The organism is Microbispora oryzae, assembly GCF_017896165.1.
In the GTDB taxonomy this organism is placed as follows: Bacteria; Actinomycetota; Actinomycetes; order Streptosporangiales; family Streptosporangiaceae; genus Microbispora; species Microbispora oryzae.
The window spans coordinates 232,765-253,797 of sequence record NZ_JAFCNB010000009.1 but is presented as its reverse complement, the minus strand read 5'-3'; the positions used below and the strand labels follow the sequence as shown (position 1 = coordinate 253,797).

General features: G+C 71.4%; 19 protein-coding genes. 6 read left to right on the top strand and 13 right to left on the bottom strand.

Features of this window, described 5'->3' with window-relative positions:
• Window positions 1-12: 12 nt before the first annotated feature.
• The 4 genes from JOL79_RS18640 to pgeF form a co-directional block, all read right to left on the bottom strand.
• Window positions 13-789 (bottom strand): phosphatase PAP2 family protein, encoded by a 777-nt coding sequence (locus tag JOL79_RS18640; protein ID WP_210157096.1) that lies wholly within the window; start codon window positions 787-789, stop codon window positions 13-15.
• Window positions 773-1,543, bottom strand: coding sequence for a phosphatase PAP2 family protein (locus tag JOL79_RS18635; protein ID WP_210157095.1), 771 nt, complete (start codon window positions 1,541-1,543; stop codon window positions 773-775). Before JOL79_RS18635 ends, JOL79_RS18640 begins: the two co-directional genes overlap by 17 nt.
• Window positions 1,540-2,547, bottom strand: coding sequence for a YihY/virulence factor BrkB family protein (locus JOL79_RS18630; protein ID WP_210157094.1), 1,008 nt, complete (start codon window positions 2,545-2,547; stop codon window positions 1,540-1,542). The genes JOL79_RS18635 and JOL79_RS18630 overlap by 4 nt, the downstream gene beginning before the upstream one ends.
• A gap of 173 nt (window positions 2,548-2,720) precedes the next feature.
• The gene (pgeF, locus tag JOL79_RS18625) at window positions 2,721-3,407 is read right to left on the bottom strand and encodes a peptidoglycan editing factor PgeF (RefSeq protein ID WP_210157170.1); all 687 of its coding nucleotides are present in this window, start codon (window positions 3,405-3,407) and stop codon (window positions 2,721-2,723) included.
• A 128-nt stretch (window positions 3,408-3,535) separates the two neighbouring features.
• Between pgeF and JOL79_RS18620 the strand changes: the two genes are divergently transcribed.
• On the top strand, window positions 3,536-4,636 hold the full coding sequence (locus tag JOL79_RS18620; RefSeq protein WP_210157093.1) for a zinc-dependent alcohol dehydrogenase family protein: 1,101 nt from the start codon (window positions 3,536-3,538) through the stop codon (window positions 4,634-4,636).
• Here the strand turns inward: JOL79_RS18620 and glgA are convergent.
• Window positions 4,612-5,793: a glycogen synthase gene (gene glgA / locus JOL79_RS18615; RefSeq protein WP_210157092.1), complete on the bottom strand. Its 1,182-nt coding sequence runs from the start codon at window positions 5,791-5,793 to the stop codon at window positions 4,612-4,614. The genes JOL79_RS18620 and glgA overlap by 25 nt on opposite strands.
• A gap of 60 nt (window positions 5,794-5,853) precedes the next feature.
• Between glgA and glgC the strand changes: the two genes are divergently transcribed.
• The gene (gene glgC, locus JOL79_RS18610) at window positions 5,854-7,113 is read left to right on the top strand and encodes a glucose-1-phosphate adenylyltransferase (RefSeq protein ID WP_269143853.1); all 1,260 of its coding nucleotides are present in this window, start codon (window positions 5,854-5,856) and stop codon (window positions 7,111-7,113) included.
• Between the two features lie 22 nt (window positions 7,114-7,135).
• Here the strand turns inward: glgC and JOL79_RS18605 are convergent, their stop codons facing one another.
• A complete protein-coding gene (locus JOL79_RS18605; protein ID WP_210157090.1) occupies window positions 7,136-7,726 on the bottom strand; it encodes an Rv1733c family protein in 591 nt (196 codons plus the stop codon).
• Window positions 7,727-8,084: 358 nt separating this feature from the next.
• Between JOL79_RS18605 and JOL79_RS18600 the strand changes: the two genes are divergently transcribed.
• Window positions 8,085-9,245, top strand: coding sequence for a DUF5685 family protein (locus JOL79_RS18600; protein ID WP_210157089.1), 1,161 nt, complete (start codon window positions 8,085-8,087; stop codon window positions 9,243-9,245).
• 80 nt (window positions 9,246-9,325) lie between these two features.
• Window positions 9,326-10,888, top strand: coding sequence for a hypothetical protein (locus JOL79_RS18595; protein ID WP_307848601.1), 1,563 nt, complete (start codon window positions 9,326-9,328; stop codon window positions 10,886-10,888).
• A gap of 19 nt (window positions 10,889-10,907) precedes the next feature.
• On the opposite strand, the gene JOL79_RS18590 is transcribed toward JOL79_RS18595, so the two are convergent.
• Together JOL79_RS18590 and JOL79_RS18585 are read right to left on the bottom strand one after the other, a co-directional pair.
• Complete coding sequence (locus JOL79_RS18590; RefSeq protein WP_230985002.1) at window positions 10,908-11,960, bottom strand: mechanosensitive ion channel family protein; 1,053 nt, start codon at window positions 11,958-11,960, stop codon at window positions 10,908-10,910.
• A gap of 131 nt (window positions 11,961-12,091) precedes the next feature.
• Window positions 12,092-12,385, bottom strand: coding sequence for a MarR family transcriptional regulator (locus JOL79_RS18585; RefSeq protein ID WP_307848600.1), 294 nt, complete (start codon window positions 12,383-12,385; stop codon window positions 12,092-12,094).
• A gap of 115 nt (window positions 12,386-12,500) precedes the next feature.
• Between JOL79_RS18585 and lepB the strand changes: the two genes are divergently transcribed.
• On the top strand, window positions 12,501-13,337 hold the full coding sequence (lepB, locus tag JOL79_RS18580) for a signal peptidase I (RefSeq protein WP_210157087.1): 837 nt from the start codon (window positions 12,501-12,503) through the stop codon (window positions 13,335-13,337).
• A gap of 28 nt (window positions 13,338-13,365) precedes the next feature.
• Here lepB and JOL79_RS18575 read toward each other — a convergent pair whose 3' ends face one another.
• Together JOL79_RS18575 and JOL79_RS18570 are read right to left on the bottom strand one after the other, a co-directional pair.
• Window positions 13,366-14,949 (bottom strand): HNH endonuclease signature motif containing protein, encoded by a 1,584-nt coding sequence (locus JOL79_RS18575; protein WP_210157086.1) that lies wholly within the window; start codon window positions 14,947-14,949, stop codon window positions 13,366-13,368.
• Between the two features lie 1,128 nt (window positions 14,950-16,077).
• On the bottom strand, window positions 16,078-17,016 hold the full coding sequence (locus tag JOL79_RS18570; RefSeq protein WP_210157085.1) for a Bug family tripartite tricarboxylate transporter substrate binding protein: 939 nt from the start codon (window positions 17,014-17,016) through the stop codon (window positions 16,078-16,080).
• A gap of 176 nt (window positions 17,017-17,192) precedes the next feature.
• Between JOL79_RS18570 and JOL79_RS18565 the strand changes: the two genes are divergently transcribed.
• Entirely contained in the window at window positions 17,193-17,954 is a 762-nt protein-coding gene (locus JOL79_RS18565) for an alpha/beta fold hydrolase (RefSeq protein ID WP_210157084.1), read from the top strand.
• 108 nt (window positions 17,955-18,062) lie between these two features.
• Here JOL79_RS18565 and glmS read toward each other — a convergent pair whose 3' ends face one another.
• The 3 genes from glmS to JOL79_RS18550 form a co-directional block, all read right to left on the bottom strand.
• Entirely contained in the window at window positions 18,063-19,880 is a 1,818-nt protein-coding gene (gene glmS / locus JOL79_RS18560) for a glutamine--fructose-6-phosphate transaminase (isomerizing) (RefSeq protein WP_210157083.1), read from the bottom strand.
• A gap of 8 nt (window positions 19,881-19,888) precedes the next feature.
• Window positions 19,889-20,164, bottom strand: coding sequence for a hypothetical protein (locus tag JOL79_RS18555; protein ID WP_210157082.1), 276 nt, complete (start codon window positions 20,162-20,164; stop codon window positions 19,889-19,891).
• A gap of 170 nt (window positions 20,165-20,334) precedes the next feature.
• Window positions 20,335-20,898, bottom strand: coding sequence for a DJ-1/PfpI family protein (locus JOL79_RS18550; RefSeq protein WP_210157081.1), 564 nt, complete (start codon window positions 20,896-20,898; stop codon window positions 20,335-20,337).
• Window positions 20,899-21,033: the final 135 nt, after the last annotated feature.

Genomic DNA, 21,033 nt, shown 5'->3' with positions numbered 1-21,033 from the left:
CTGACAACAGGCTCAGCCCGTGGTGACTTCGGCCCTGTGCCCGGCGTCGCCGGTCCGGTGTCCCGCCGCGACGGCGCGGCGGGGCCGTAGCAGGATGGCCCGTGCCAGGACGGCCACGCAGAAGACGCCGAGCACCAGGCCCCAGCCCACGTCGGTCACGTGGTGCATGCCGCGATAGATGCGCGCCGCGCCGACCGACAGCGGGGCTCCGGCTCCGGCGAGCCACCACAGCGCGTTCAGGATCCGGTGCCGGTGCGTGTGCAGCGTCAGCACGACCGCGACCCCGCAGTAGAAGGCGACGGCGGCGCTGGTGTGCCCCGAGGGGTAGCTCGACGTGGGCGGCGCGGGGTCGAGGTGCGGCACGTGCGGCCGGGCACGCTGGGCGAACACAGTGGCCAGCAGGAATATGGCGGACTGCGCGCAGACGGCCGCGGCCAGGAAGACGGCCTCCCGCCAGCGGTGGAAGGCCAGCCGGAAGATCACGGCCGCGACCGCGGTCAGCACGACGATCACCGGCGTGTCGGACAGCAGCGACGCGTAATGGGTGATCTGGTTCCACAGAGGCGTGCGGTCCGCGGCGATCTCCCGGCTGATCTCCTCGTCCCCCGCGATCAGCGCGGAGTGCGCCAGCACCTTCGTGATGAGCGCCCCGAGCCCGAGTGTCACCAGTGCCATGGCCGTCAGCCACGGCAGGACGCGCCGCGCGGTCTCCATCGCGACCATCGCGGCCTCCGCGACCGCCGCACGTGGAGTCGCGTCCCTGCGGATCCGTTCACGATCGCCGCCCAACTCGCCCTCCTCCGGACAGTTCGCGCCGCGCCTCCGGCCCGACGCCCTCCTTGTACGGCTCGGCCGGCCGCCGGCCGAGGTCTCGGCGCCAGGTCTCGAACGCCGCGGCCGTGGCGGCCACCACCGCCACCCCGAGCAGCAGTCCGGCGACCACGTCGCTGAACCAGTGCACGCCCAGCGCGATGCGGCTGAAGCCGACGGCGACCGGGATCAGCAGCGCGAACGTCCAGGCGACGATCCGTCCGCCCGTCCCGGCGAAGGGCAGCACCAGCAGCAGCACGATGCCCGCCCCGAGCGTCGCGTTGACCGTGTGCCCCGAGGGGAAGGAGGCGCCGGGGGCGAGCGCGAGGGGGTCCGGCAGGACCGGCCGGGCCCGGTCGACGATCACCTTGACGGCCAGGCCGAGCAGGCCGCCGACGGTGATCGTGGTGGCCGCCCAGATCGCCAGATGGTAGGCCCGGCGCCACAGCAGCCAGGCGCACCCGACCCCCACCACGATCCGCCAGGTCAGCGGCTGGAAGCCGTTGGTGATCAGTTCCATCGCCCGGGCGAACCCCGGATGGAGGAAGGCGTAGCCGTGCAGGGTCAGCGCCGCCCGCTCGTCGATCCGGGTGAGCGGGGGGAACGCCGTCTTGACCAGGACCAGCAGGAACATGAACGGCACCCCGAGCAGCGTGAGCGCTCCCGTGGCGACCGTGAGGCGCAGGCCGAGCCTCCGTCCGGGGTCGAGCCGCCCGCGGAACCACGAGCTCATCGGGCGCCCGCCGTTCCGACCGCGGGCCGCCGCTCCGCCCGCTCGGGGGAGCCGGGGCCGGGGTCCGGCAGGACGGGGTCGCCGCGCCCCGCCCGGCACGCCTCCAGCTGCGCGGAGAAGGCCAGCCCGAGGAGCAGGGCCGTCGAGCTCAGGAACGACCACAGCAGCAGCGCCATCACCGCGGTCAGCGGTCCGTAGATCGTGCCGAAGGTGCCGCTGCTCGCCGTGTAGAGGGCCAGCAGCCAGGTCAGCAGCATCCAGAGCAGGACGGCGACGGTCGCGCCGACGGCGAGCCAGGTGTGCCCGGGCTGGCGGCGCCGGGGCGAGGAGCGGAACAGCACCGAGATGGACAGGACGGCGAGCAGGAAGCCGACCGGCCACCGCAGCCACCCGAACAGCGCCCGGACGGTGTCGCTCCAGCCGTAGGCGCCGGCCGCGGCCTCGGCGACCGCCCCGCCCCCGACCAGGACGACGAAGCCCACGCTCATCGGCACCCCCGCCGCCACGGCCATCAGCAGCGCCCTGGCGTACTTCTCCTTGAAGGGCCGGTCGCGCTCGATGCCGTAGATGCGGTTGACCCCGCGCTCGAACTGGCCCATCGCCGTGGTCAGCGACACGACGGCGGTGATCAGGCCGGACCAGAGCGCCAGCGACCCGCCCGCTCCCGCCTCGCTGTGGCTCCGCGCCAGCGTCTCCTGGACGACCTGGGAACCGGCGCCCGGCGTGAGGCGGCGCAGCGTCTGTTCCAGCACCCGCCCCAGATCCTCCTGGTGCAGGACGGAGCTGAGGCCGACGACGGCGATGGCCCCCGGGATGACGGCGAGGCAGATCTGGAAGGCCAGGGCGCGGGCGTGGCTGACGCCGTCCCCGTACCTGAAGCGGGTGTAGGAGTCGCGGATGAGGTGCCACCCGCCGTATCTCCTGATGGCGGCGTACGCGTCGTCGGCGGACAGCTCGTCGCCGCTCATGGTCGTGGTCTCCGGCACCGGTGTCGCGGTTCCCATGTCCCTTCCTCGTCTCGCCCGCCAGGGGGACGCCCCGCCCCCGCCGGGTCGCGGACCGGCGTGGGCGGGACGCCCTCGGAGGATCGCGACTACCCCGAGGACGATCAGTGGAACATCACGGAACGGAAAAGATGATCCGGGCTCAGGATCCGGGCTGATGGCTGGCTCGAAGATCAGCCTCGGAGCCAGACGAAACCGGCGAAACGGCCGGTGCGCCCCTCTCTGCGATAGGAGTAGAGATCTGCCGTCTCGATCGTGCAGCGGCCGTCGTGCCGCACGTCGGTCACTCCCGCCCGGACGAGCTGGGCCGCGATGCCCGCCCGGATGTCCAGCGCGGGGGTGCCCTGGCGGGTGGCCGACCAGGTCTCCGGCACCCGGGCGGCGACCCGGTCCCGCAGCTCGGCCGGGACCTCGTAGCACAGCCCGCACACCGACGGGCCGATCGCGGCGACCATCCGGGAGGGCTCGGCGCCGCGCGCGGCCATCGCCTCGACGAGCGCGGGCACCACCCCGGCCTCGGTGCCCGGCCGGCCCGAGTGCGCCCCGCCGACCAGACCGGCCGCCGGGTCGGCCAGCAGGACGGGCGCGCAGTCGGCGACCAGGACCGCGACGCCCAGCCCCGGCCGGTCGGTGAACACGCCGTCGAGGGCCGGGGGCTCCCCCTCGTACGGGGCGGTCGCGTACGCCACGTCTGTTCCGTGCACCTGCCGCATGAAGACGACCTCGTCGAGGCCGAACTCCGCGGCGGTCTTCGCCCGGTTCTCGGCGACCGCCGCCGGGGCGTCCCCGACCGCGCCGCCGAGGTTGCGGGTGCCGTACGGCGCGTCGCTCACGCCGCCGTGCCGGTCGGTGAAGGCCATCCGGACCTGGTCGATCGCAATCACCGGACCAGCGTACTGAGCGGGCGACCGGCCCGCGCACCCCCTTTCCCGGCCGGCGGGCGCCCGGGGCTAGCGTTGCGTGCGGCGTGAGCGAAGGAGGCTCTGTGATGCGTGCGGTGATCTACGAGGCGTTCGGCGCGATGCCCGGGGTGTGCGAGGTGGCGGAGCCCGTGCCCTCGCGGGGCGGCGCGGTCGTCCGGGTGGAGGCCACCGGCCTGTGCCGCAGCGACTGGCACGGCTGGATGGGGCACGACTCCGACATCACGGCGCTCCCCCACGTGCCGGGTCACGAGCTGGCCGGCGTGGTGGAGTCCGTCGGCGCGGGGGTCGCCGGTTTTCGCCCCGGCGACCGGGTCACCGTGCCGTTCGTCTGCGCCTGCGGGACCTGCCGCGAGTGCGTCACCGGCAACCAGCAGGTCTGCGAACGGCAGACGCAGCCGGGGTTCACCCACTGGGGGTCGTTCGCGGAGCGGGTGGCGATCGACCACGCCGACGTGAACCTGATCCGGCTGCCGGACGACATGTCCTTCACCACCGCGGCGAGCCTCGGCTGCCGCTTCGCCACCGCGTTCCGGGCGGTGATCGCGCAGGGCCGGTGCGGGCCGGGCGACTGGCTGGCCGTGCACGGCTGCGGCGGGGTCGGACTGTCCGCCGTGATGATCGGCGTCGCGGCCGGCGCGCGGGTGGTCGCCGTCGACGTCTCCCCCGCCGCGCTGGAGCTGGCCGAACGGCTCGGGGCCGCCGCGGGCGTCCTGGCCGTTCCGGCCGCGTGGCCCGGCCGCCCCGGCCAGGTCGGTGAGGACGTCGCGGAGCGGGTACGGGAGATCACCGGGGGCGGCGCGCACGTCTCGCTCGACGCCCTCGGCGACGCCGCGACCTGCGCCGCCTCGGTCCTCGGGCTGCGCAGGAGGGGCCAGCACGTCCAGGTCGGCCTGCTCCCCCACGGCGCCGCGCTGCCGATGGGCCGGGTGATCGCGTACGAGCTGGAGATCGTGGGCAGCCACGGCATGGCCGCCCACGCCTACCCGGCGATGCTCGGCATGATCGCTTCCGGCGTCCTGCGGCCCGGCCTGCTGGTCACCCGCACGATCGGGCTGGGCGACGCCCCGGCGGCGCTCGCGGGCCTCGGCGAGGGGCGCACGCCTCCCGGCGTCACGATGATCCTTCCCGGGATCCTCCCCGGTCAGGAGCCCGTCAGCGTCGCGTAGAGCTCGTGAGTGCGCTCGGCGATCCGCCGCCAGGAGAAGTGGTCGATCGCCCGCCGGCGTCCGGCGCGTCCCATCTCCTCGGCCCTCGCCCGGTCGCCGAGCAGGGCGTTGACCCGCTCCGCGAGGTCGGCGGCGAAGCGCCCGGGGTCGCGCGGCTCGCCGTCACGGGCCTGGTCGATCGGCACGAGCAGCCCGGTCGACCCGTCCGCCACCACCTCGGGGATGCCGCCGGTCGCCGTGGCGACGACGGCGGTCTCGCAGGCCATCGCCTCCAGGTTCACGATGCCCATGGGCTCGTAGACCGAGGGACAGACGAAGACCGTGGCGTGGGTGAGGATCTGGACGACCTCGGGCCGCGGCAGCATCTCGGAGATCCAGATCACGCCCTCCCGCTTGGCCGACAACTCCTCGACCAGCGCGGTCACCTCCGCGGCGATCTCGGGGGTGTCGGGGGCGCCGGCGCACAGCACGAGCTGGGCGTCGGGATCGAACGACCGGGCCGCGTGCAGCAGGTGGACCAGGCCCTTCTGCCGGGTGATCCGCCCCACGAAGACCACGTACGGCCGGGCCGGGTCGATGCCGTGCCGGGACAGAACCTCGGTGCCGCGGGAGGGGGCGTACTCCTCGGTGTCGATGCCGTTGTGGATCACCTGGACCCGTTCCGGGGCGATCTCCGGGTAGGCCGTGAGCACGTCGCGCCGCATCCCCTCGGAAACGGCGACGATCGCGTCGGCCGACTGGAGGGCCGTGCGCTCCGCCCACGACGACAGGACGTAGCCGCCGCCGAGCTGCTCGGCCTTCCACGGCCGCAGGGGCTCCAGACTGTGTGTCGTCATGACGTGGGGGACGCCGTAGAGCATCTTCGCCACATGCCCGGCGAAGTTGGCGTACCAGGTGTGGCTGTGCACCACGTCGGCACCCGCGCACCCGGCGGCCATCTCCAGGTCGACGCCGAGCACCTGCAGGGCCGCGTTGGCCTCCGCCAGGCCGCCCGGCACGGAGTAGGCGCGCACGCCCTCCTCCCGGCGGGGTGCGCCGAAGCACCGCACCCGCACATCGGTCAGGTGGCGCAGCTCCCGCGCCAGATACTCGACGTGGACTCCGGCTCCGCCGTACACCTCGGGCGGATACTCCCGGCTCAGCAGATCGACGCGCATATGAGGAGCTTAGAGTCATCGGATCGGATACAACGTGCGGGTTAGCCGTGCTTCAGGTGTTTGTTCGGGGTTCGGCAGGTTAAGGTCCTGGCTATGAAGGTCCTGGCTATCGTGCTCGCGGGTGGCGAGGGGAAGCGGCTGATGCCGCTGACCGCGGACCGGGCCAAGCCCGCCGTCCCCTTCGGGGGCATCTACCGGCTCATCGACTTCGTCCTCTCGAACCTCGCCAACGCCAATTACCTGCAGATAGTGGTTCTGACGCAGTACAAGAACCACAGCCTGGACCGGCACATCTCCCGCACGTGGCGGCTGTCGTCCATGCTGGGCAACTACGTCACACCGGTGCCCGCCCAGCAGCGGCTCGGCCCCCGGTGGTTCGCCGGTTCGGCCGACGCACTGTTCCAGAACCTGAACCTGATCTACGACGAGCTGCCGGACCACGTGATCGTCTTCGGTGCCGACCACATCTACCGCATGGACCCCCGGCAGATGGTCGAGCAGCACATCGACTCCGGCGCGGACGTGACGGTCGCCGCGATCAGGCAGCCGCTGCAGCTCGCCGACCAGTTCGGCGTCATCGAGACCGACCCGGCCGGCCGCCGGATCGTGGCGTTCCGGGAGAAGCCGAAGGACGCCGTCGGGCTGGCCGACGCCCCCGACCAGGTGTACGCCTCGATGGGCAACTACGTCTTCAGGACCCAGTCCCTGATCGAGGCGCTACGCGAGGACGCTCTCGACCCCGGCAGCAAGCACGACCTCGGCGGCAACATCATCCCGATGTTCGTGAAGAGCGGCGGCGCCGAGGTCTACGACTTCGCCCACAACGTCGTGCCGGGGTCGACCGAGCGCGACCGCGGCTACTGGCGCGACGTGGGGACCCTCGACGCGTTCTACGACGCCCACATGGACCTCATCTCGGTCCACCCGGTCTTCAACCTCTACAACGACCGATGGCCGATCTACACCGGGCAGGACCCGCTGCCGCCGGCCAAGTTCGTGCACAACGACGGCGACCGGATCGGGCACGCCCTCGAATCGCTCGTCTCCCCCGGCGTGATCGTCTCGGGTGGCACGGCCCTGCGCTCGATCCTGTCTCCCGGCGTGGTGCTGCATTCGCACTCCCACGTCGAGGACTCCGTGCTGATGGGGTGTGTGAAGGTCGGGCGGGGCGCGATCGTCCGCCGCGCGATCATCGACAAGAACGTGGTGATCCCCGACGGCGCCCGCATCGGATTCGACCTGGACTACGACCGCCAGCGGTTCACGGTGACCGACAGCGGCGTCGTGGTCATCGGGAAGAACGAGATCGTCGAGCGCTGACCCCGCCCGGCCCCGCCCGGGATCAGCGGCCGTTGATCCGCCACATGGGCTCGACAACGGTCCACTGCGCCTCCCACACGCGGCGCGCCCGGCACTGGTTGACCGATCGGGTGGCCACGACCACCAGGGACAGGAAGGCCGCGACACCCAGCGGGATGCCGGTCCCGACCGTCAGCGCGGAGACCACCGTGGTCTCCCGATCCTGCGGGCGAGGCGTGATGATCCCGTGGTCGTCCGTCCATACCTTGACGACGTCGCCCATGCGCTTGTTCGGCGAGGCGTCGACGGTCCCGACCCTCTCCATGCCGTCCGGGGCCTTCCAGCGCGCCTGCGCGTGCCCCACCGCGGCGCCGGCCGTCGACAGCCGGGGGGTCGTGACGTTCTCGATCAGGGTCGCGTTCACCTGATGGCGGGTGTGGGCCTGCTGCGCCTCGGTCCGCACTCCGCGGCCGTACTCGCGCATGCCGGCGAACACGCCGACCACGAGCGCGACGGCCACGCCGATGACCGCGGCCAGCCTGACGACCGCCTCGACCCGGTCGCACCGGCGCCGAAGCGGATTCCTGTCGAGCCCGAGCCATCGGACGAGCCTGGCGAATGGATTCTGCGACATCACACACCTCACAGGGTCATTACCACTGCGAGTCCCGTTTATGCCTATATTGCATCTCAAGAGAATCGAGGGGAACGCCCTGCGGGGAACGTTCGCACCGCCCGGCGGCCGTGCCACACGGCCCTCCGGTAAGTCTCGATCTACCGCCGCGCGGGCCAGGGAAAGAGCAGTCACCAATACCGGACCGCCACCTTTGCGGCAGGGTGCAGGTCTTTATTAGCCGCTGTCCCAAATGAGGGGGGCGGACGTGTCCCGAGGAAAGTTTCCGCCACTCCGCCCTGCGCCCCTCCCTCCACTTCGGTGACATAATCACCCCGAAACGGGGTGATCCCGACAGCGCGACCCCCCAAGGAGCCTGATGTTCGGGATCCTCCAGCCGTGCGCCCGTCACTCGTGTCCCTCCCTTCACGACGCCTGGCGCGCGCACCTGTGCGGGCTCTGCCTGACCCTGCGGGACCGGCACGGGCAGGCGGCCAGAGCCGCGACCAACTACGACGGGCTGATCCTCTCGGTCCTGACCGAGGCGCAGATCCCGGGCGGCGCCGGCCGCCGGAAGGCCGGGCCCTGCGCACTGCGCGGCTTCAGGTCCGCCCGGGTGGTGCCGTCCGGGGCGGCGGGCGCCCGTCTGGCCGCCGTGGTGTCCCTGTCGCTGGCCGCCGGGAAGATCCGTGATCACGCGGCCGACCGCGACGGCCTCGCGGCCCGGCCCCTCTCCGGCGCGCCGCTGCGCGGTCTCGCGGCGTCGTGGGCCGCCGCGGCGCGCGACGGCGCCCGCGCGATCGGCTTCGACGGCGCCGTCCTGACCGAAGCCGCGGACCGGCAGGCCGCCCTGGAGGCGGCGCCGGGCCGCGCCCTGCTCCAGCTCACCGAGCCGACGGAGGAGGCGGTCGCCGCGGCCTTCGCCCACACCGCCGTCCTCGCGGGCAGACCGGGCAACGCCGAGAGCCTCCGGGAGGCCGGACGCCACTTCGGGCGGATCGCGCACCTGCTCGACGCCGTCGAGGACCTCGCCGCCGACCGGGCGCGGGGCGCGTTCAACCCGCTCGACGCCACCGGGACGCCGGTCGAGGAGGCCCGCCTGCTCTGCGAGCGGTCGGTGCACGGCCTGGCACTCGCCGTACGGGACCTGGACCTGGAGGACCCGCACCTGGTGGAGGCGCTGCTGCGGGACGAGACGCGGCGGGCCGTGGACCGCGTGCCCTTCACCCCCGGCCCGCCACCCGGGGACTTCCCCGACGAGGTGCCGGGCCCCGGCGTGACCCGCAAGGTGGTCGCGGGCGGCGCCACCTTCCTGACCTGCGGGCTCTACCGGCCGCCCTGGAGCGCGCAGCGGCACCGCCCGTGGCACGAGCGGTGCTGCCTGAACGACTGCGACTGCTCCTGTGACTGCGCCGACTGCTGTGACTGCTGCCGCTGCTCCCACGGCCACGGGCACGGCGGGGGCTGTGGCGACTGCTGCTCCTGTGACGGCTGCTCGTGTGACGGCTGTTCCTGTGATTGCTGTTCCTGCGACTGCTGATCATGTGACCGCTGTTCCTGCGACTGCTGATCGGGACACCGGAAGCCTCGCGTGCCACGCGGAGAGGTAGGGTCCGCTCCGTGGGAAGATCACGCCCGGTGCGCTGGATGACCCCGGCCGAGCGGCGGCTGTGGGAGGCGTACCCGTCGGGCGCCTGGGTGGATCTGCGCGACGGCGCCCGCGACGACCCGGCGGCCGGAGGCTCCTGGGGCCGCGGCCGTACGGTCCGGGCCTCGGTCGTCATCGCCCTCCTCCTGGGTGTGCGCGGGAACCGGCCCGGCCGGGTCGCGGCCGTCCGCCTGGCCGGGGCGCGCGTCGTGGGCGATCTCAACCTGACCGACGCGACGATCGGATCCAAGATCCACCTGCTCGGCTGCCACCTCGGGGGAGACGTCTCCCTGAGCGACTCCAGGACCAGGGGTGTCCGGATGAGGAGCTGTGACATCCGCAGCTTCGCCGCGCGCCGGGCCACGATCGACGGACTCCTCGATCTCGCCGGGTCGACCGTACGGGCGGGCGTCTATCTGGACAACGCGCACATCACCGGGCAGTTACGGCTCACACACGCGCGTGTGCACCCGATCGATCCCGGCCCACCGCGGCCCATGCCGGGCGAGCGCCTGGACGGCGGCCCGGACGCCGCCTACGACTGGCGGGAGCCCTGGACGCGGGGACCGGTGGCGCTGTGGGGCGGCGGGCTCATCGTGGACGGCGGGGCGTTCCTGCGCGACCTCCACGCCACCGGCTGCCTGCGCCTCGTCGGCGCCCGGTTCAACACGGGGCTGCACGCCCAGCGGGCGGTCATCGTCTCCCCCGGCTCGCACGCCGTGCAGGCGGACAACATGGAGGCGACGGCCGCCGAGTTCAGCCACGGGTTCACCACCAGGGGCACCGTCCGGTTGCGCGGGGCCAGGATCGGCGGGGTGCTCTCCTTCGACCGGGCCGTGCTGTCCGCGCAGGACCGCGCCCTGCACCTCAGCCACATGCAGGTCGACGAGCTGATCCTCCTCCCCGCGTCCATCGAGGGCGAGGTCAACCTGAACTATTCGCGGCTCGGCGTGCTGTTCGACCGCATGGCCGGCTACCCCGAGCACGTCCAGCTCAACGGCCTGACGTACGAGTCACTGCGGGGGCAGGCGCCGGTCCGGGAACGCCTGTCGTGGGTCCGCCGGGATCCGGACGGCTACCGGCCCCAGCCGTACGAGCAACTCGCCACCTACTACCGGAGGATCGGCCACGACGCGGACGCCCGCCGGGTGCTGCTCGCCAAGCAGCGGGCACGCAGGCGGACGCTGCGGTTTCCCGGCCGGCTGTGGGGCCGGGTGCTCGATCTGATCGTCGGGTACGGCTACCGCCCCTGGCTGGCGGGGCTGTGGGTGGCCCTGCTGCTGGGCGCGGGCACCGCGGTCTTCTCCCACTGGCCGCCTCATCAGATCGGTCTGGACGAGTCGCGGCGGTTCGACGCGTTCACCTACACCCTCGATCTGCTGGTGCCGGTCAGCGTGTTCGAACAGCGGGGCGCGTGGCAGCCGGTCGGCTGGACCCAGTGGCTGGCGAACGGGCTGATCGCCGCGGGGTGGATCCTGGCGACCGCGCTGATCGCGGGCGGCACCCGCGTCCTGCGGGCGTCGAACTCCCCGTGATCCCGCCCCGCGCCGGGCGTCAGACCTGGTCGATCCGGAGCCGCGGCAGGCTCTCGGGATACTTCTCCCGGATGAATCCCACCAGGTGTTCGCGGATGTCGCAGCGCAGGTCCCAGGCGCTCGCGGAGTCGGCCGCGCTCATCAGCGCGCGCAGCTCGATCAGCCCCTGCGGGGTGACGTCGGTGACCTGGAGGGTCCAGTCCTTCTGGTCCCAGAGCGGGTTGTCGCGCAGCGCCCGGTAGAGCTCGGCCCTGATCTCCTCGACCGGTACGGCCCAGTCCACCCGGAGGAAGACGCTGCCGAGGATGCGGCTCTCGTGCCGCGTCCAGTTCTCGAACGGGTTGGCGGTGAAGTAGGAGACCGGCAGGATCAACCGCCGTTCGTCCCACAGGCGCAGGGCGACGTACGTGAGGGTCAGCTCCTCCACGCGGCCCCACTCGTCCCGCACCACGACCACGTCGTCAAGCCTGAGGGCGTCACTGAAGGCAAGCTGGAGGCCCGCGAGCAGATTGCCCAGAGTCGACTGGGCGGCGATGCCGGCGATCACGCCGGCGATCCCCGCGGACGCGAGCAGCCCCGCACCCAGCGCCCGGACCTGCGGGAACGTGAACAGCATCGCGCCCAGCGCGACCAGCACGACGACGGCGGCCGAGACCCGGCGAACCAGCGTGATCTGGGTGCGTATCCGCCGGGCCCGCCGGTTGCGGGCACCCTCGACCTGGGTGAGCCGGTCGAGCACCACGTCGGTCACCGCGTACGCGGCCTGGATCACCAGCCACGTCACGCATCCGATCAGCAGCAGCGTGAACAGCCGCTGGACCAGGGCATTGGCCTGGGGGCCGGACATATCGGGGTTGTAGACCGCGCTCGCCGCCGCCAGCACCGCCGAGGCGAACCCCGGCCACGTGCAGCGGCGCACCACGGGACCGGCGAGCGCCCACCGCTCTCCGATGAGGCGCGACTTCAGCACCCGCCGCAGCAGCTCCACCGCGACGATCGCCGCCACCACGGCGATCGCCAGCGTCACCCAGTTCCACACGGTCGACAGGACGACGGCCCCCTTCGTCGGCATGATGAGCCCTTTGCCCACCCATGAAAGCCCAAATCCGTATGGATGGACCAGCGCGCCCACAACGGCTCGGCGAGGCGGCGGACCGTGCCGTGATCTCCCCCGCGGACTGCTCCGCCTCAGATCAGGGGAGATCACCGGCGTCGATGTAGGGATCGGTTGGTGAGGCGGACCAGGCGCGCCCGGGCGTCGGTGGGGTCGGGAGCGCGTTCGAGGTAGCCCGTACGCTCCACCTGGTCCACCAGATATCCGGCGGTCTGCTTGGTGACCTGGGCCGATTCGGCGAGCTCGGTGACCGGGGAGCCCTCTTCGCCGACACGCTGCAACAACTTCCCCTGAGCTCGGGTGATGTCGGTGTGACCCGCCGCGGCCAGCGCGGCGAACCGGCCGTCGCCCGCGCCCGCGACGACCTCGGCTGGACCGCCCACGGCGCCACCGGAGCGGCCAACTTCTGACCGACCGGCACAGGACGCGTCCTGCCGAGTCAGACCGCGAGTCCAGTCTCGTGCGAGCACTAGCGAAGCTCGGCATCGCGGTGCTTTCATGCACTGGCCTACAGAGAGCGGGGTAGATGTGGTCGCGGAAGACATCCCGGAGACCAAAACGGACGACAGAGGCAAGAGGAACTCGTTTCTGCGAGAGTTCCCGATCTTCGTCGTCGTGGCGCTGGGCCTGGCATTGCTGATTAAGTCATTCGTGGCCCAGGCCTTCTACATTCCATCCGGATCGATGGAGAACACCCTGCTCATCAACGATCGAGTACTGGTCAACAGGCTCGTCTATCACGTCCGCGAGATCGCGCGCGGCGATATCGTCGTCTTCTCAGGCGTCGACTCCTGGGACATCGAGGTTCCGTACCAGGAGCCCAGCAATCCAATCGCCAAGGCATTTCACTGGGTTGGCACCGAATTCGGCATGGCCCCAAGCGAGACCGACTACATCAAGCGGGTCATAGGGATTCCAGGCGACACGGTGAAGTGTTGCGATTCCACAGGTCGGATCACCGTTAACGGCACTCCACTTGACGAAAAGGCCTATTTATATCCGGGGGACGAGCCCTCGACTCAGACCTTCGAGGTCACCGTACCGGAAAATCAGCTGTGGGTGATGGGCGACCATCGGTCCCTGTCGTCCGACTCGCGATTTCACACAGACGATCCCGGCGGCGGCTCGATCCCGATGGACAAAGTCATAGGCCGAGCCTTCGTAATCGCTTGGCCTTTTGACCGCGCAAAAATACTTCCAATCCCTGACACGTTCACCCAGCCAGCATTGGACGTCGCCGCAGGAATCGTTTCTTCACCGCTGCTAGCGGGTTCCCTAGGAACAGTGCCATTGGTGTTGTGGCGCCGCTATCGAGCCGGTCGACGTTCTAAGTAACCCCCAGCGCGAGCGGTCGCCGGCCTCCTTACCCCGGTGGGCGGGTAACCCGGCCGGTTCGGGGCTGGCGGGTGAGGCGCCCCTTCGGGTGGTGGAGGAGGGTCCTGGTGTCGTCGGGGTTGCGGTGGGTGGTGTAGCGGTGGGGGTGGGTGAATTTGTCGCGGTTGTGGAAGGTGCAGGCGGGGGCCAGCAGGTCGAGGTTGGTGACGCCGTCGTCGATCCAGCCCTGGACGTGGTCGACTTCGGCCATGTCGGCCGGGATCGGACAGCCCTGGCAGTAGCAGGTCGCGTACTGCGCCAGCAGCGCCTTCCGCTGGGCTGGGGTGGCCAGCCGCACCGAACGCCCCATGTCCAGCACCTGACCCTTCGCATCCATCACCAGCCGGGTCAACCGCGAAGTCCGCGCCAGCCGGTGCACGTCACTCACCGGCAGCAACTGCCCGGTCGCGACCAGCAGGCCCGGAGCCAACCTGTCGGGGGTATGTCCGCACGTGCGGCAGGCATCAGCGCGCGTTCCGGCGGCCTGCGCCTCCGCCCGCCCATCCGCCTGCGCCTCCGCGTCCGCGTCCGCGTGTGCGGTAGCGGGGTGTGCGGTAGCGGGGTGTGCGGTAGCGGGGTGTGCGGTAGCGGGGTGTGCGGTAGCGGGGTGTGCGGTAGCGGGGTGTGCGGTAGCGGGGTGTGCGGTAGCGGCAGCCGCAGCCGCAGCCGCAGCGGGCACGCCATCACCCCGGTTGCCGGAGCGTAGGCCGTCGGCGGACCATGCGGCATCGTCAGAACCCGCACCATGGCCGGGCTCCGCACCATGGCCGGGCTCTGCACCATGGCCGGGCTCTGCGGCATGGTCGGGACGGGGGTCGCCAGGACACGACTGCTCGGTCGCGCCGTCGGGGGAACCATCCCCGGGAGGAGCGGCCTCGTCGTTTGGACCGTCTCGGCCCTCGCCGGCCATGCCACCTACCTCGCCAGCGCGCCCACCTGCCGTGCCGGGCATGCCGCTTGCACCTGGTGACATGTCCGGAGCGGGGTTCTGTGTGCCGGTAGGGGCGTGAATGTCTTCGGGGAGGGATTCGGCGCGGACGAAGACGACGAGTTCGGTGGAGACCTTCTCACTGAGCAGCGCCGCGAACGCGTCAGCTTGGCGGACCCGCAGCGGCCGGTCGTCGTCCCTGTCCTTGGGCCGAGCGTAGGCGGTCATGAACTCCCGAAGCCGCGCGGCGGCCTCCCTGGGCAGGCGGAAGTCACCCTCCATGCCGCCGGTGCTGGAGGGGCGGAGCAGCACGAACCGGGAGGCGTAGTCGTCCTCGCACTCCTCGACGAGGGTGCCGGGGTCGAGGATCTCCCGGATGTAGCGGCCGGCTTTGGCCACCTCGGCGCAGGTCGCGCTGTCGGCCAGTTGCACCAGAATCTGCTCGGCTTCGGCCGTCTGCGCGTCGGTCAGCTTCGCCGTCACCGTGGTGATGGCGTCCACCGCTCCGCCGGACAGGGACCCGGCCCGGTAGCGGGCCTTCACCAGGGGAAGGCGGGCCACCTCACCGGAGATCCGCAACCACCGCGACGCCTGCGCACCCGTCATCCCCGGACCACGCCGCACCACCACCGGCACACCAGGCATCCCCGGCGCTCCCGGCATGCCCGGCACCGCTGCACTGGACTCCGCCTCGCTAGGCTCCGCCGCACCTGACATGGCCGCGTCCGACGTAGACACCCCCGACGATGGCGTGCTCGACGCTGAGGCGCTCGGCACTGACATGCTCGGTGCCGCCGCGTTCAGATCAGGGGTGCTCGGTCTGTCTGAGCGGAGCCATGAAGCGGTGGATGCATGTCCACATTCCTTTGCCCCACCCGTGACATCCACCCGATGCACCCGCCCCGCCATCGCCGAACCCAGCAGATCCACCGCCTGGCTCAGCACCTCCGCCTCCTCAACGCACACCTCTACGCTGTCCGGCACCTCCGCAGCCGCCCACTCAGCCGCCATCCGCAGCAACTCCACTGTCGACGGACGCGGCCCCCAGCCTGGAACACCGGCAGCACAACCGCTGACAGCGCCGTCACCGGCCGCACCGTCGGCGGCACCGGACTCCGCGCCGCGAGCCGCACGGGAATCCGCATACGACGGGTCCAGGCACGTGCCCTCAAGCTCCGGCGGCACCGATGCCGCCGACCGTGGTGATGCCGCCGACCATGCCGATCCCGTCGACCGTGCCGACCGTGCCGACCGTGCCGAAACGTCTCGGTTGGAACCCGGGGGAACAGCATCCGAGACGGAGTGACCCCGGGCCAGCCGACCCGACGCCGGTCGATCGACGCAGTCGTCGACAACAGGGCCGTCGACAACAGGGCCGTCGACAACAGGATCATGAAACACCGACACCGAGACACCTCCCCCATCACTCCGTCACGCAATGGCAACGCTACAGAAAGTCACCTGGCAACCGCTAGCCAGTTCGAAAAATTGGAAAGAGAAAGGTGGAGCCCAACTCACCTGTGGCCCAAGTGAAATCTCTGAGCGAGAAGACCCACCTTCGGCACGGCCGAGACCCGGGCGAACGACCCCGCGGCGCAGAAGCCCGCACGCCGGACCCGCACCAGCGCACCCACAGCACCACCGCGCCACAGCACCACCGGCACCACCGGCACCACCGGCACCACCGGACCGGCCGGCCAGGGGCGAGCCCCACCAGAGCCCACCAGAGCCCACCAGAGCCCACCAGGGACCGGCCGATGCCGGAGCCGGCGGCTAATGAACGCCGAGTTCCCGCAGCGTGAGCGCGGTGCGGCGGGTCTCCTCGCCCAGCCACCGGCGAAAGTCGTCGCCCTCCAGGTACATGGGCGTCCACCCGTTCCGGCCGCAGCAGTGCTCCCACGCGGCCGAGCCGGCCACGGCACCGCACAGGTCGAGCAGCGCGTCGTATCCGCCGCCGCCCGGCGTCCCCAGCGCGACCAGTCCCGCCCAGTCGGCGAACACGACGCGTACGCCCGACTCGCTCAGCGTCGGCGCGTCCAGACCGTCGATCCGCTCGGACGACGAGACCGCGAGCGGCAGCAGACGGCCCGCGCGGACGTGACCGGCCACATCCCGCGCCGTGCCGAGGGCTACCGCCGTCCGCCCGTCGATGACGGCCTCGATCGCCCTGGCACGGTCGTCGAAGGCGGTGTAGTCGAGCAGCCGGGCGTCGGCCCCCAGCCCGAGGGCGGTCATGCCGTACAGGATGTGGTCCGGCCCGGCGGAGGGCCCGCCCCCGACCGGGACACGCGCGGGATCGCGCAGCAGGGCCGCGGCGAGGCGGTCGAAGGTCCGGTACGGAGAGTCGGGCGCGGTGACCATGACCTCCCACTGGCCCGCCAGCCGCGCGAGCGGAACCATGCGGTCAGGCAGCAGCGCCCGCCTTCCGCCCGTGGCGGCGACGAGGGCGGGATCGACGATCATCAGCTCGGCACGGCCGGTGGGGCGGCCAACGGCGGACGACCCGCCTCCCCGGGCGCGGTGGCCCACCTGCACGGTCCGGGCCCACCGGCGTCCCTCGATGAGGGCTTTCAGCTCCCCCGCCAGGCGTTCCGCGCATCCGCCGGGCGCTCCCGGAACCACCAGGGAGATCTCCCCCTGGAACGGCGGGGCCGTGGTACCGCACCCCGCCAAGGCCAGCACCCCCAAAGCGAGCACCGTACGGCGTCGCATGCCCGGCACCCTCCCCCCGAAGAGCCCGTTACACGCACAGACTATGGCGAATCACCGTTAGTGACCACATATCCGGCGTAAGCGGACGTCTTGGGACGGATCTACCAGACGGGCGAGGGCAGACGCCCGATCAGGGGGCAGGCGCCATTTCCCCATCCACAGGTAATCTCTGCCAGGTGACCGACATCTTGGACTTCGAGGTGCGCGGAACGGGGCCCGGTCTCGTTCTCATCCACGGCACGGGCAGCACGGGCCCCGCCACATGGGCTCCGCTGCTGGACGCGCTCGCCGCGGAACACACGGTCCTGCTGCCGAACATGCCCGGCTCCGGTGACAGCCGGCTGCCGGACGGCCCGCTCGACATCGACGTGATCGCCGACCAGATCGTCGCCACCGCGGCCGAGACCGGCATGGAGCGGTTCGCCGTCGCGGGGGCGTCGCTCGGCGCGCCCGTGGCCATCCGGGTGGCGGCGCGTCACCCGGAGCGTGTCACCCGGCTGGCCACCGTCGTCGGGTACGCCTGGGCACGGCCGCTGATGCGGATGAACATCGAGCTGTGGCGCACCCTGCTGGCCCGCGGCGACGAGGAGACGGGCAAGCTGCTGGCCACGCTGACCCTGTCCGACGGATTCCTGGCCTCGCTGTCCGAGGAGCAGCTCAAGCGGGTCATCCTGCTCGGCGCCGACGCGGGCCCCGGCGCCGACGCGCAGATCGACTTCGCCCTGCGGATCGACGTGCGGCCCGACCTGCCCCTCATCCGGGTGCCCGCGTTGATCATCGCCGCCGTGGAGGACCGGTTCATCCCCCTGGCCCAGTCGCGGGAGCTCGCCGCGGGCATCCCGGGCGCCCGCCTCCTGGAGGTCGGCGGCGGGCACTCCTCGATCTTCGAGGACCCCCGGCAGACGATGTTCCCCCTCGTGGAGTTCTTCAAGGAGTGACGCCCTCCGGGGGTACGGCCCGCCGCGCGAGGCGGGAGCCGTACGCCCGGACGGCGGAGGGCCCTGAGGTCACTCAACAGTCACTCGACAGGGACAGTCACTCGACGGTCACTCGACAGTGACGCTCTTGGCCAGGTTGCGCGGCTTGTCGACGTCACGGCCGAGCGCGACGGCGGCGTGGTAGGCGAACAGCTGCAGCGGGATGGTCAGCAGGATCGGGTCGAGCTCGTTCTCGTTCTTCGGCACCACGACGCAGTCGTCGGCCGCGTCCGCGGTGCGGTGGCCGACCATGAGGATGCGCCCGTGCCGGGCCCGGATCTCGCCGAGGGTGGTGAGGTTCTTGTCGAGCAGCTCGTCGTCGGGGACGACCGCGACGGTCGGCAGGTCGGCGCTGATCAGCGCGAGCGGGCCGTGCTTGAGCTCGCTCGCCGGGTACGCCTCGGCGTGGACGTAGGAGATCTCCTTGAGCTTCTGGGCGCCCTCGCGGGCCACCGGGTAGCCGCGCACACGGCCGACGAACATCATCCCGGGGGCCTCGGCGTACTTGATCGCCAGCGCCCTGATCTGCTCCTCCATCGTGAGGATCTCCTTGATCTGCTCGGGCAGCCGGCGCAGCCCCTCGCAGATCCGCCGCCCGTCGGCGGGGGACATGTCCCGTACGCGCCCGAGGTGCAGGGCGAGCAGGGCGAACGCCACGGCGGTGGAGGTGAACGCCTTGGTCGAGGCGACCGACACCTCGGGGCCCGCGTGCAGGTAGACGCCGCCGTCGCACTCGCGGGCGATGGCGCTGCCCACGGTGTTGACGATGCCGAGCACCCGGCCGCCCTTGCGCTTGAGCTCCTGCACGGCCGCGAGGGTGTCGTAGGTCTCGCCCGACTGGCTGATCGCGACGTACAGGGTGTCGGGCTCCACGACGGGGCTGCGGTAGCGGAACTCCGACGCGGGCTCCGCGTCCGCCGGGATGCGGGCCAGCTCCTCGATGAGCTGCGCGCCGATCTGCCCCGAATAGTACGCCGAGCCACACCCGATGATCTTGACTCGCCGGAAGGACCTCGTCTCGCGCGCGTCCATGTTCAGACCGCCGAGGTGGGCGATGTGGAACCGGTCGTCGATGCGGCCGCGCAGGGTGCGGGCGACGGTGTCGGGCTGCTCGGAGATCTCCTTCAGCAGGTAGTGCTCGTAGCCCCCGTTGTCGTAGTGCCCGGCGTCCCAGTCGACCGTGAACGGCTCCTTCGCGGTCTCCCGCGCGTCGCTGGTGAACGTGTGGAACCCGTCCGCCTTCAGCACGGCGAGCTCGCCGTCCTCCAGGTGGACGACCTGCCGGGTGTAGCGGATCAGCGCCGCGACGTCGGACGCCGCGAACATCTCCTTCTCGCCGATCCCGAGGACGATGGGGCTGCCGTTGCGGGCGACCACGATCTCCCCGGGCCGCTGCGCGTCGACCACCGCGATGCCGTACGTGCCGACGACGCTGTTCAGCGCCTTGCGCACGGCCTCCTCAAGCGAGTCGGTCTCCTTGACGGTACGGCCGATGAGGTGGGCGAGCACCTCGGTGTCGGTCTCGCTGCTGAACACGGCCCCGTCGGTCTCCAGGCGGCTGCGCAGCTCGTCGGCGTTCTCGATGATGCCGTTGTGCACCACCGCGATCCGCTCCTCGATGTCGAGGTGCGGATGCGCGTTCACGTCGCTCGGCACGCCGTGGGTCGCCCAGCGCGTGTGGCCGATGCCCAGCGTGCCCTTGAAGCGGGCGGGCACAACGCTCGCCAGGTCGGCCACGCGTCCCTTCACCTTGCGCGTCTTCAGGCTCCTGGAGTTGACGACGGCGAGGCCGGCCGAGTCGTAGCCCCGGTATTCCAGGCGCTGGAGCCCTTCGAGCAGGATGGGCGCCGCGTCCTTTGGCCCGACATAAGCGACGATTCCGCACATATCAGCTCCTATCCGTAAACGATTCGGCGGAGCTGGCGCAGGGACAGCTCCGGTGCCGTGACACGCCGGCCGGAAAGCTCGGCCGCGATCCGGGGAAAGATCTGCTCGTTGGTCAACCCCCTCGACTTGAGCTCGCCATGACGGCGCCGCACGTACTCCTCCGCGGGCTCGCCGAAGTACGCCAGCACGTCGGCGACCACACGGGCGGCCTCCCCCGGGCCGAGAGACGTGGTCCGGGTGAGATGGCCGATCAGATCCTCGAAGGGATGCCGTGCCGTTGACACAGAGCAGGACCCTAACGCAGCAATGACGCCGATTACCAACGTTCTTGCCCGATATCGGGCAGGATCAGTCGCCACAGTCGCCCCACGACCCCCGGAACGCGTCCGGCCCGCCCTCGCCACGAGTGAACGGCGAGAGGGGCGGGCCGGGGCGGATCCGTAAGGACGCGGGATCACTCGGCGGAGGTCGCGGCCCGGAGCATCTTCACGAACTCGCGCATCCAGGCGGGGTGGTCGGGCCAGGCGCGCCCGGTCACGAGGTTCTGGTCGACGTGGGCCTCGCTGTCGATCCACGTCCCGCCGCCGAGCTCCACGTCCGTCGCGCAGGCCGGGTACGCGCTGCTCTCCCGCCCCTTGAGGACGCCGGCGGCGGCCAGCACCAGCGGCCCGTGGCACAGCGCCGCGATGGGCTTCCCGGCGTCGGCGAAGTGCCGGACGATCTCCTGGACGTCCCGATCGCTGCGGATGTACTCCGGCGCCCGGCCGCCGGGGATCACCAGCGCCGCGTACTCCTCGGGGCGCACGTCGGCGAAGGCCGCGTCCGCCGCCCAGGCGTGCCCCGGCTTCTCCGTGTAGGTGTCGAAGCCGTCCACGAAGTCGTGCACGACGAACTGCAGCCGCTTCGCCGTCGGGGCGGCGAGGGTGACCTCGTGCCCCTCCTCCAGCAGGCGCTGGTACGGATACATGACCTCCAGGTCCTCGGCGCCGTCGCCGGTGATCATCAGTACTTTGGCCATGGCATACCCCTCCCTCGTCCGGTTCGTCATCGATCTTCCGCGCGCCCCGGCGTCAGGTCAACGGCTTGTCCGCACACCGCACGACTTTGGTACGGGTGCTGTGCGAGGCCGCGACAACGAGCCGGAACGGCGGCT